General features: G+C 60.7%; 10 protein-coding genes. 9 read left to right on the top strand and 1 reads right to left on the bottom strand.

The annotated features are described in order from the left end of the window. The first annotated feature begins 2 nt into the window (after positions 1-2). Complete coding sequence (locus FLO80_RS12555) at positions 3-1610, top strand: acyl-CoA carboxylase subunit beta (RefSeq protein WP_111368600.1); 1608 nt, start codon at positions 3-5, stop codon at positions 1608-1610. A gap of 105 nt (positions 1611-1715) precedes the next feature. Here the strand turns inward: FLO80_RS12555 and FLO80_RS12550 are convergent, their stop codons facing one another. Beyond that, positions 1716-2327: an acyltransferase gene (locus FLO80_RS12550; RefSeq protein ID WP_111368599.1), complete on the bottom strand. Its 612-nt coding sequence runs from the start codon at positions 2325-2327 to the stop codon at positions 1716-1718. Positions 2328-2607: 280 nt separating this feature from the next. On the opposite strand from FLO80_RS12550, the gene FLO80_RS12545 reads away from it, so the two are divergent. The 8 genes from FLO80_RS12545 (at position 2608) to FLO80_RS12510 (ending at position 11662) form a co-directional block, all read left to right on the top strand. Beyond that, positions 2608-3792 (top strand): lipid-transfer protein, encoded by a 1185-nt coding sequence (locus FLO80_RS12545; RefSeq protein WP_111368598.1) that lies wholly within the window; start codon positions 2608-2610, stop codon positions 3790-3792. Positions 3793-3816: 24 nt separating this feature from the next. Continuing rightward, positions 3817-4647 carry an SDR family NAD(P)-dependent oxidoreductase gene (locus FLO80_RS12540; RefSeq protein WP_111368597.1) on the top strand — a complete coding sequence of 277 codons (831 nt, stop codon included), beginning with the start codon at positions 3817-3819 and terminating at the stop codon, positions 4645-4647. A gap of 180 nt (positions 4648-4827) precedes the next feature. Then, complete coding sequence (locus FLO80_RS12535) at positions 4828-5457, top strand: TetR/AcrR family transcriptional regulator (protein WP_111368596.1); 630 nt, start codon at positions 4828-4830, stop codon at positions 5455-5457. A gap of 4 nt (positions 5458-5461) precedes the next feature. Then, complete coding sequence (locus FLO80_RS12530; protein WP_111368595.1) at positions 5462-7060, top strand: acyl-CoA carboxylase subunit beta; 1599 nt, start codon at positions 5462-5464, stop codon at positions 7058-7060. A 10-nt stretch (positions 7061-7070) separates the two neighbouring features. Beyond that, complete coding sequence (locus tag FLO80_RS12525) at positions 7071-7865, top strand: crotonase/enoyl-CoA hydratase family protein (RefSeq protein WP_111368594.1); 795 nt, start codon at positions 7071-7073, stop codon at positions 7863-7865. Beyond that, complete coding sequence (locus tag FLO80_RS12520; RefSeq protein WP_111368593.1) at positions 7850-9883, top strand: acetyl/propionyl/methylcrotonyl-CoA carboxylase subunit alpha; 2034 nt, start codon at positions 7850-7852, stop codon at positions 9881-9883. Before FLO80_RS12525 ends, FLO80_RS12520 begins: the two co-directional genes overlap by 16 nt. Next, on the top strand, positions 9880-11046 hold the full coding sequence (locus tag FLO80_RS12515) for an acyl-CoA dehydrogenase family protein (protein WP_111368592.1): 1167 nt from the start codon (positions 9880-9882) through the stop codon (positions 11044-11046). The genes FLO80_RS12520 and FLO80_RS12515 overlap by 4 nt, the downstream gene beginning before the upstream one ends. A gap of 49 nt (positions 11047-11095) precedes the next feature. Further along, on the top strand, positions 11096-11662 hold the full coding sequence (locus FLO80_RS12510) for a biotin transporter BioY (protein WP_074838768.1): 567 nt from the start codon (positions 11096-11098) through the stop codon (positions 11660-11662). Positions 11663-11781 lie beyond the last annotated feature (119 nt).

Genomic DNA, 11781 nt, shown 5'->3' with positions numbered 1-11781 from the left:
GAATGCGCAGGATTGAAAGTCTGATCGATACCAACGCCGCCGACTACAAGGCAAATTATGCCGCCATGTCCGAGCGGCTGAAGGAATTTCACGCCCGCCAGCACGCGGCGCGTTTCGAACGCCCGCAACGCGACATTGACCGCCTCGAGCGGCAAAACAAGCTGGGCGTGCGCGAACGGCTAAAACTGCTGCTGGACCCCGGCACACCGTTTCTGGAATTCTCCACCCTCGCAGCCTGTCGCGAATATGACGGTACAGTGCCGGGTGCCGCCGTGGTTACGGGCATTGGCATCGTGCAGGGCCGCGAGGTCGCTATTCATGCCAATGACGCCAGCGTCAAGGGCGGTGCCTGGTATCCGCATACCGTGAAAAAGGTCGTGCGCCTTCTGGATGTCGCGCTGGAGAACCGGTTGCCGGTCGTCCATATCTGCGACAGCGCCGGCGGTTTCCTGCCGCTGCAACATGGCGTCTTTCCCGACCGCTATCTGGGCGGGCGGGTGTTTCGCAACCAGGTCAAGCTGAGTCAGGCCAATATCCCGCAGATTGCTGTGGTCGGCGGGCATTGCACCGCAGGCGGTGCCTATGTACCTACGCTGAGCGATTACAACATCATCATCGAAGGCACTGGGGCGATTTTCCTTGGCGGTCCCCCGCTGGTCAAGGCGGCCACCGGCGAAGATGTCGGTGTTCAGGAACTTGGTGGGGCGGTTATGCATACCTCGGTTTCGGGCACCGGCGATTATCGTGCCGCGACCGAACAGCACGCCTTTTCACTGGCGCGCGAGATTGTCAGCCAATGGAAACGCACACCGAAAACTATCATCGAAACTGCTTCCTATGAAGAGCCTTACTACGAGCCGAAGGAGCTTTACGGGATCATTCCCAAGGACCGGAAAACCCAATTCGACATGCGCGAGGTTCTGGCCCGGATCGTGGACGGTTCGCGCTTTCACGAATACCAGCCCGACTACGGCACCACGATGATTTGCGGTTATGCCCATATCTGGGGCTACAAGGTCGGCATCCTTGCCAACAACGGGGTGCTGTTCAACGACAGCTCGCTCAAGGCGGCGCATTTCATTCAGCTGTGCAACCAGAACCGTACGCCTCTGGTCTTTTTCCAGAACATCACCGGCTATATGGTGGGCCGCGAATACGAAGAACGCGGCATCGCCAAGGACGGCGCCAAGATGCTGATGGCGCAGGGCGGCTCGGTCGTGCCGAAGTTTACCGTGATCGCCAATGCCTCTTACGGGGCAGGCAATTACGGCATGTGCGGACGGGCCTGGGATGCACGCACGCTGTTCATGTGGCCGCAGGCCGAAATCGGCGTGATGGGTGCGGATCAGGCTGCCAATACCATGGCCGACGTCAAGATTCGGCAGCTTCAGCGCGAAGGCAAAGAACTGAGCGAGGAAGAAATCGCCGCGATCCGTGATCCCGTGCTGGAGAAATTCCGCCGAGATGTCGAAGCCTATACCTCGACCTCGGAATTGTGGGACGATGGCATCCTTGACCCGGCGGACACACGCAATGCGCTTGGCATGTCGATTTCCGCCTCGCTGAACGCGCCGATCGACGATCCGCACTACGGGATCTTCCGGCTGTAACTGTACGAGGGACGGCACACCGAGCTACGGAGTGCCGTACCCTATCAAGGCGTTACGATCTGGCGCTTTCGGAATCCGAAGAAATCCGTCCCGAGACCGGACAGGTCAGGACGACGTCCGCCGCGCCTCCTGAATGGAAACGACGTCAGAGGCAGCCATCTCGGGCCGGTCCGCCTCGACCACCTTCAGCGGCTCGACGGGCATCAATCCGACCAGACAGTCACGCGCGAGTTGCTGGTATTCCGCCGTGCCGCGGGTCTTCCAAGCGACTTCTTTCTCGCTGACCTCGCGGATCACCTTTGCCGGAGATCCGACCACCATCGAACGGGGCGGAATGACGGTTTCGCCTCGCACAAAAGCCTGCGCGCCAACGATTGATTCCGCCCCAAGTTCAACGCCATCCATGATGACGGCGTTCATACCGACCAGAGCATTCCGGCTCACAGTGCAACCGTGCAGGATCGCGCCATGGCCAATATGACCGTCGGTTTCGACCACCGCATCGCGGCCGGGAAAGGAATGGATGGTGCAGTTGTCCTGGACGTTGGCGCCGTCGCCGATCACGATCCTGCCGAAATCGCCCCGCAGGCTTGCTCCGGGTCCGATGTAGCATCCATGACCCAAGATGACATTTCCGATCAAAATGGCCTGAGGATGGACATACGTGTCCTCGGGAACAACGGGTATAAACCCCTTGAATTCATAACAATACGCCATTCTCTCTGCCTTTCGTAGTCTGGGTGTCGCTGATTTCAGGAAACAAGCAGCAAATGTTCATCGCCCGTCTTGCCGGAATCCAAAGGCCTGAAATGTACTGATTTCCAGAACTCGCAGTCAAGAAAAACAAACATATGTTAGAAAACAACGCAAGCACCCGACGTCTCGGCGTGAAGATGTTGACAGTTCCCAAGGTTAGGATCTAAATTCTAACAAATGGTAGAAATTGGTTTGGCAGCGCGTTCAGAATCGCCGGACGAAGCATGGGAGAGAGAAAGAAATGACAGGCAAAGCCTATGTCACCGGCGTCGGGATGGTCCCGTTCCAGAAGCCGGGAAAATCCGAGAGCTACGATGTCATGGCAACCGCGGCGACCCGCTCTGCTCTGGCCGACGCAGGTCTGGACTACGAAAAAATTCAACAGGCGTATGTGGGCTATGTTTATGGCGACAGCACCTGCGGTCAGCGCGCCTTGTACAATGTTGGAATGACTGGCATCCCGGTTGTGAATGTGAACAACAATTGCTCGACCGGGTCGTCTGCCCTGTTCCTGGCGCGTCAGGCCGTGGAAAGCGGGGCGGTGGAATGTGCTCTGGCGCTTGGGTTCGAACAAATGCAACCCGGCGCAATCGGCGCGATGTTTCACGATCGGGTCAGCCCGTTTGCGGCTTTCGACGAAGAAACCGACGATCTGGTTGGCAGTTCGGAGATCCCGCTGGCACTGCGGTACTTCGGCGGTGCGGGCAAGGCGCATATGGACGAGTTCGGCACGCCTCTTGAGACCTTCGCCAAGATCCGCGCCAAGGCCAGCCGCCATGCGGCCAAGAACCCGGTGGCCCTATTCCGCCAGGAAGTGACGGCGGAAGACGTCATGGCTGCGCAGGTGGTCTGGCCCGGCGTCATGACCAAGCTTATGGCCTGTCCGCCAACCTGTGGCGCAGCCGCCGCGATCATCTGTTCCAAGGAATTCGCCGACAAGCACGGACTGGACAGTTCGGTTCGGATCGCGGCGCAGGCCATGACAACGGACGGTCCGGAAACCTTCGAAGCCCATGATATGCGCGAGGTGGTCGGCTTTTCGATGGCCAAGCGCGCCGCCGATCAGGTCTACGAGGCTGCGGGCATCGGGCCCGAAGACGTGGATGTGGTCGAACTGCACGACTGTTTCGCCCACAACGAACTCATCACCTACGAGGCGCTTGGCCTTTGCGGCCGAGGTGAAGCTGCGAAGTTTGTTGATGATGGCGACAACACCTATGGCGGAAAATACGTGACCAACCCGTCGGGCGGTTTGTTGTCCAAAGGTCATCCTCTTGGGGCGACCGGCCTTGCGCAATGTACCGAGCTTGTCCAGCAGTTGCGCGGGCAGGCTGATGCGCGCCAGGTCGATGGCGCGCGCCTGGCACTTCAGCACAATCTGGGCCTCGGTGGGGCCTGTGTCACCACACTTTATGAGAAAGCCTGATAGCGCCTTTCGGGAGGAATTAATATGACTGGAAAACTCGACGGGCGTGTTGCCCTGGTCTCGGGTTCGGGCCGAGGCATTGGCCGCGAAATCGCACTCAAACTGGCCTCGGAAGGGGCCCGGGTAGTGGTCAACGATCTGGACGCCGACCCGGCCAATGAAGCCGCTGAAGCTATCCGCGCCGCTGGCGGCGAAGCGGTGGTCTGCGCCGGCAGCGTGACCGAAGACGGTTTTGCCGAACGGTTCATCAAGACGGGCGTGGACAGCTTCGGCGGACTCGACATCATCGTGAACAATGCCGGCTACACCTGGGACAGCGTCGTTCAGAAGATGACCGACGAGCAGTGGCAGGCGATCATCGACGTTCACATGACCGCGCCCTTCAAGATCCTGCGCGCCGCCCAGCCGGTAATCAGCGCCAAGGCCAAGGAAGAGGCCGCCGCCGGAAAGGAAGTGTTCCGCAAAGTGGTGAACATTTCGTCTATCGCCGGCACTGGCGGTAACGCGGGGCAGATCAACTATTCCGCCGCCAAGGCCGGCATACTGGGTGTCACCCGGACGATGGCCAAGGAATGGGGCCGCTACAAGGTCAACGTCAATGCCGTGGCCTTCGGCCCGATCCGCACCCGTCTGACGGAGGGCAGCGCGGACGGTGACAGCACGATCAAGGTCGAGGAAAAAGAGATCAAGGTCGGCGTCAACCCTGATCTTCTGTCCCAGATGGAGCGCATGATCCCGCTGGGTCGGGTCGGTACTCCAGAAGAGGCTGCTGGTGCTGTCTATCTGTTCTGCTCACCCGAATCGAACTTCATCTCGGGCCAGCACATCATCTGCGGCGGCGGCTTCGTGATCTAAGGCATTTGCCCAGACCCGATGACGGGGTCCAGGCAAGCACATTAATGTCTGGGCGGCCTCATGGCGGTCGCCCATGCGGAATTTCCCGCAAACTCTAATCTGGCACGATCACGACGATTGACTCACTTGCGTTATTCACCTAACGGTCGTTAGTTAGACGTTGGGGCGAAACGAAGGTCTATGGCACAAAACACGGCAAGCAAAGTCAACGAGACATCGCGCAGCGCGGTCGGACGGGACGGGGTGCTCGACATTGCCGCGCGGCTTTTCCGCGAACAAGGCTACGGGTCCGTTTCGCTCCGAAAAATTGCCGAGGCCGCCGGGATCAAGGCGGGTAGCATATACTATCATTTCGGTTCCAAGGACGAGATCGTCGTGGCCGTTCTTGATGCAGGGATTCGAGTCGTTCACGCGAGCATGAGAGACGCCATCACCGACCTGCCAGCCGATACCGACGGCGAAACGGTACTTCGCGCCGCGATCCGGGCGCATCTGCGCGCGCTTCTTGATGTGAGCGATTATACGTCGGCGAATGTGCGTATTTTCGGGCAGGTGCCGCAATCCGTGCGGGATGCCAACTTGCCCACGCGACGGGCCTATGAGGCAGAGTGGGATAGTCTTCTGTCCCAGCTTAAGAAAGACGGCACGCTGAAGCAAGACGTCGATATCCGCCGCCTGCGCCTGATGCTGATCGGTACATTGAACGCCACGCTCGATTGGTTCGACCCGGACCGCGGTAGCGCCGATGCGTTGTCACGCACCTATGCCGATGTGTTCCTCAACGGGATACTCCAAAGACAGGATACCTGACTTCATGGCACGTCTTGAAACAGCGGTGCTGACCGCATCAGAGACCTACACCCTCAACCACGCCGCACAAAGCGAGCGCGTCGAAACGCTGCGCGCGCGGATCGCCGAAGCAACGGCTGGCGGCCGCCCCGACATGGTCGCGCGGCATCGCAAGCGCAGCAAGCTGTTGGTTCGCGAACGGATCGACCTGCTGGTGGATCCGGGCACTGCGTTTCTTGAGCTGTCGTCGCTTGCCGCCTACGGTCAATACGGAGGCGAGGTGCCCGGTGCGGGGATCGTGACCGGTATTGGGATCGTCCACGGGCTGCCCTGCGTTGTGATCGCCAACGATGCGACAGTGAAGGGTGGTTCTTTCTATCACGAAACCGTGCAGAAACACATTCGCGCCCAGGAAATCGCGGCGGAAAACCGGTTGCCCTGCCTCTATCTGGTGGACTGCGGCGGGGCCTATCTGCCTGAACAGGACAGGGTCTTCCCCGATGCTCGCCATTTCGGCAATTCCTTTTATCGCCAGACCAACATGTCGGCCAGCGGTCTTCCGCAGATCTCGGCCGTGTTCGGCGGCTGCACGGCGGGCGGGGCCTATATTCCCGCCCTGTCGGACGAGGTCATCATGGTGCGCGGCAACGCGCGCATCCATCTGGGCGGGCCGTCGATCGTCAAGGTGGCGATCAACGAAGAGGTCGATGGCGAAACGCTGGGCGGGGCCGAGATGCATTCGCGTGTCTCCGGCGTATCCGACCACCTGGCCGAGGACGAGCACCACGCGCTCGCACTGATGCGCGACATTGTGGCCGAGCTTGGTCAGTCGCGCCCGATTCAGGCAGACGAGGTGCCCCAGCCGCCTGCGCGTGATCCGTCCGAGCTGCTTGGCGTCATCAGCGCCGACCGCAAGGAGCCCTACGACATGCGCGAGGTTCTGCTGCGCATGATCGACGTCGGCGAATTCCGCGAGTTCAAGCCCGGATGGGGTGAAACATTGGTTTGCGGCACGGCACGGATCCACGGCTATCGCGTGGGTATTCTGGCCAACAACGGGGCGCTTCTGTCCGAAAGCTCGCTCAAGGGCGCGCAATTCGTATCCATGTGCGATCAGCGGAACATCCCGCTTGTTTTCCTGCACAACATTTCCGGTTTCATGGTCGGCACCGACGCCGAACGCGGTGGTATCGCCAAAGACAGTGCCAAGCTGGTCTATGCCATGTCGGTGGCCAAGGTGCCGCGCCTGTCGGTTTTGCTGGGGGGCTCATACGGGGCGGGAAATTACGGCATGTGTGGACGGGGTTTCGCTCCGAATTTTCTCTTTGCCTGGCCAACGGCAGAATTGGCTACCATGTCCGCCGACATCGCCACCAATGTGATGCTGGAACTGCGCCGCCAGAAGGGGGGTGACCCAGACAAAATGGAGGCCGACATGAAGCTGATCGAAGAGCAGGTGCGCGCCCAGTATGGTGAACAATCCGATCCCTATTATGCCACCTCGCGGCTTTGGGATGACGGGCTGATCGAACCCGCGCAAACCCGCGATATCCTTGGCCTGTGTCTGGCCATTGTGACGTCGGTGCCCGAAGTCGGTCGTCATACGCCTGTTTTCAGAATGTGAGGCCGACGCCATGACGACCACTTATCAAACCATCCTTGTCGAAACCGATGCGCGAGGAGTTGCCACTGTCGCGCTCAACCGCCCGGACAAGCACAACGCGCTGAACGGCACGCTGATCGCCGAGCTTTACGACGCGGCCCAGAAGTTGGCCGCGGATGAAAGTGTGCGGATCGTGGTCCTGACCGGCATAGGAAAAAGCTTCTGCGCAGGCGGCGATTTCAACTGGTTCGCTTCGAATGTCGAGAAAAGCCGCGCCGAGCGGGTCGAACAAAGCGCTACCTTGGCACGGCTTTTGCGCCGTCTTGACACGCTGCCCAAGCCCTTGATCGGGCGGATCAACGGCCCAGCCTATGGTGGCGGTGTCGGTATGATCTCGGTCTGCGACTACACCATCGGTGCCGAAGGCGCGCGCTTCGGTCTAACCGAGGTCAAACTGGGCCTGCTGCCCGCGAATATATCGCCTTACGTTGTGGCCCGCATCGGCAAGGTGCATTCGCGTGAAACCATGCTGTCGGGCGCGTTGTTCGACACGGCCCGCGCCGAGAGGATTGGACTATTGACGGAAGTTGTCGCGCCCGACGGTCTGGACGCCGTGGTGGACCGTGTGGTGCACGATCACCTTCAGGCTGCGCCGGGTGCAGTGGCCGATACCAAGGCGCTGATCGCCTATGTCGCATCGCACGATCTGGAGACCAATATGATCTACACCGCCGACCGGCTAGCCGATGCGTGGGAGACTGAGGAAGGTATCGAGGGCATCAATAGCTTCATTAACAAGGACATTCCGTCATGGCGGGTGAAATGAGCTTCACCCGCGTTCTGATCGCCAACCGGGGCGAGATTGCCCGGCGCATCCAGCGCGGGTGCCGCAAGCTGGGATTGGAAAGCGTGGCGGTGTTTTCGGATGCAGACCGCGAAGCGCCCTTCGTGGCGGAGGCCGATCACGCCGTCTGTATCGGCGGGGCCGCGCCTGCGGACAGCTACCTGAACGTCGAGGCCATTCTGGACGCCGCGCGCGCGACCGGCTCAGGGGCAGTGCATCCGGGCTATGGCTTCTTGTCGGAAAATTCCGGTTTCGCCGCAGCGGTCGATGCGGCGGGCCTTGTGTTCATCGGGCCTTCTGCCGCTGCAATCGCACGGATGGGAAGCAAGATCGAAGCCAAGGCCGCCGCCGAGGATGCGGGAGTTCCTGTGCTGCCCGGCTATCGCGGCGAAGATCAGTCCGACGCACGATTGCTGGAAGAGGCGCGCAAGCTTGGCACCCCGTTTCTGGTTAAGGCCAGCGCCGGTGGGGGCGGGCGCGGCATGCGGCTTGTTTCTGATCTGAGCGGCGCGTCTGAAGCAATCGCATCTGCCCGGGCCGAAGCGCAAGGCGCCTTCGGCGATCCCGCAGTGTTCCTTGAGCGCTACGCGCCTCGTGCGCGGCATGTCGAAGTGCAAGTGTTCGGCGACAGCCATGGCAATGTCCTGCACCTCGGTGACCGCGACTGTTCGCTTCAACGCAATCATCAGAAGCTGATCGAAGAAGCCCCTGCTGCCGATCTTCCCGAGGCCCTTCGCGACGAAATGCGCGCAGCATCTGTGCGACTGGCGCAGGCGATAGGTTATCGGTCCGCCGGGACGGTTGAGTATCTTTATGACTCCGAGCGCTGCGAGTATTACTTCCTTGAGATGAACACCCGCCTTCAGGTGGAACATCCGGTGACCGAGGCCATCACCGGCATTGATCTGGTCGAATGGCAGTTGCGTATCGCGCGGGGCGAGACCCTGACATTGGCGCAATCGGATGTGCCGTTAAACGGCCACGCCATTGAAGTGCGCATCGCCGCCGAGAACCCCGCCGAGAATTTCCGCCCCGAAACCGGCAAGATCACCCTTTGGGCGCCGCCTGCTGGCATGCGGCTCGATAGCGGCGTCGCGGCTGGGTCAATCGTCAGCCACCATTACGATTCGATGTTGGCCAAATTGATCACCCATGCGCCGGACAGGGCAGGGGCAATCCGTCAGGCCATTGCTGCGATTGATGCCTTTGTGGTGGGCGGCGTCGGGTTGAACCTGTCTTATCAGCGGGCGCTGTTGAACCATCCTGATTTTCATGCCTTCCGGCATCATACCTCGGGCCTTGCCGAGTTGTTCCCGGATGGCTGGGCAGAACCGACGCCCAAAGCCGAGGACGCCGGCCTCGCCGCCATGGCGCTGCATCTGCACCTCACTCCGGCAGGCGCATCGCCTTGGGACAGCCTTGGATCTTGGCGGCTCACGGCCCCTGCGGGACTGCCCGGCACTGCGTTCTATTGGAGCGCATCCGAGGAAGATCCGATCCGCGTGACCGGGTCCGGGCCCGGGCCCGGGCCCGGGACGGTGCTTGCCGCCGTACAGCCGGACGGCCAGACAATAACGGCCGAAAATGTCGGCCTGACAGGGAACCGTCTGAGCGGACGCATCGACGGCGTTCCGTTTTCGCGCATCGCCCATGTCGTGCGCGCGCCGGGTCACTGGCGGGTGCACCTGCAAACCCCTGCCGGAATGACCGCGACAGACCTGCGTACGCTGGAAGATCAGCATCTGCAACGTGCCACCGGCGGATCTGGCGGCGCTGACCTGCTGACGGCACCCATGCCCGGCGCCGTCGCCGAGGTGCGTGTCGCGCCCGGAGACCGGGTCAAAGCAGGTGATACGCTGGTGGTGCTGGAAGCCATGAAGCTCTTGCAAAGCCTGCCCGCGCCGGTCGCGGGCGTGGTGACAGAAATCTATTGTGCACCAGGCGATACGGTCGCCGGGCACGCCCCACTTATCAAACTCGACCCGGAGGAAAACACATGACCAGACAAGACACCATCACCGCGGCCACCGGCCCGTTCAACGAAGACCTCAACATGATCCGCGACCAGCTGCGCCGGTTCATTGAAACCGAAGTGACCGCCAAGGCGGAGCCATGGGAAGAGGAGGGCATGGTGCCCCGTGACGTGCTGCGCCGGATGGGCGATCTCGGCGTGCTGGGGATGCGCTATGACGCGCAATATGGCGGCGCGGGGCTGGACGTGATGTCCAGCGTGGTACTGGCCGAAGAGGTGGGGCGCTCCACTTTCGGCGGGTTTTCAGCCACGGTTCTGGTCCATACGGATATGGCCTCACCGCATCTGGAAAACGCAGGCACCCCGGAACAAAAGGCGCACTGGATGCCATCGATCGTATCGGGCGAAAAGATTACCGCCGTGGCCGTGACTGAACCGGGCGCAGGATCGGACGTGGCTGGCATGCGTACCCGCGCGGTGCAGGACGGGTCGGACTGGGTGCTGAACGGCACCAAGATGTTCATCACCAACGGCGTGCATGGCGACCTCTACTTTGTCGGTGCCAAGACCGATCCCGATGCAAAGGGTTCCCGCGGGATCACCATGTTCGCGATCGAAAAGGGTACGCCGGGCTTTTCGGTCGGTCGGGCGCTGAACAAGACCGGCTGGCTCTGCTCGGACACGGCCGAACTGATCTTTGAGGATGTCCGCATCCCGGCCGAGGATGTGCTGGGCGAGGTTAACAAAGGCTTTTATTCGGTGATGAAAAACTTCCAGAACGAACGCATCGTCCTGGGCGCAATGGCCTGTGCCGAAGCGCAATCCGCGCTGGACATGACAGTGGAATACGTCAAGCAGCGCAAGGCCTTTGGCGGTGTCCTATGGGACAAGCAGGTGGTGCGCCAGCGGCTGGCAGACTGCCAGACGAGGATCGCGGCGGGACGGCAGCTGGTCTATCATGCCGCAGGTCTGGACGCGGCGGGCCACGATTGCGTGCAAGAGGTCTCGATGGTCAAGGCCTATTGCGGCGAACTGGTAAACAGCGTGCTCTACGACTGCGTCCAGTTTCACGGCGGCATGGGCTATATGCGCGAAACCCCGGTTGAACGCATGTCGCGCGACGCCCGTGTTCAGGCCATCGGCGGCGGTGCGAGCGAGGTCATGCTGGAAGAAGTCGCCAAGCGCATGTGAGCTTCCCTATCCAGCAAATCAACGATCTACAGAAACAAGGACGAAACAGATGAATTTGGAAGCCACTCAACGCCAACCGGTCGCAAGACTGACCCGAGAGATCTCAATAATACTCATCGGCACAATACTTCTGACACTATCCGCCAAAATCGCGGTGCCGTTCTACCCGGTACCGATGTCAACACAAACCCTGGTGGTCTTGGGTCTCGGCCTTTTCCTGGGGCCGGTGCGCAGTAGTCTAGTTGTCGCTGCGTACCTTCTGGAAGGTCTGTTTGGCCTGCCGGTTTTCGCTGGCACGCCTCCCGCACCGGCGGGTCTGGCCTATTTTGCGGGTCCCACTGGCGGATTCTTGATTGGGTTTGCGCTCGCGGCGGCGGCTGCAGGATGGATGGTTCAAAAGCTGGCAGGGCTTCCGCCTTCAATCAGAGCATCTGTAGCGGTCCTCTCCGGTTCGATACTTATGTATTGCGCAGGGCTATTCTGGTTGGGTGGCTTTGTCGGCTATGGCGAAAAATTGCTGAACGCCGGGCTTTACCCGTTCCTGCTTGGAGACCTGACGAAGGCAGCAATTGCTGTAGTGCTGTATACAGGTTTCCATAATCGGGGTCACGCTTGACTGCTGGGCTTTGTTGCCTTGTTCCAGCGCCGGTTCTGACCGGCGCTGGACGCCAGCCCGAGGCTTCCAAAGCTATGCAAAGCAAAAGGCGGCTTTGCAAGTCCCAGACTTTTCACTGT

It is taken from the genome of Aquicoccus porphyridii (genome assembly GCF_008369105.1).
GTDB lineage: Bacteria > Pseudomonadota > Alphaproteobacteria > Rhodobacterales > Rhodobacteraceae > Aquicoccus > Aquicoccus porphyridii.
This window is presented reverse-complemented; position numbering and strand designations above follow the sequence as displayed.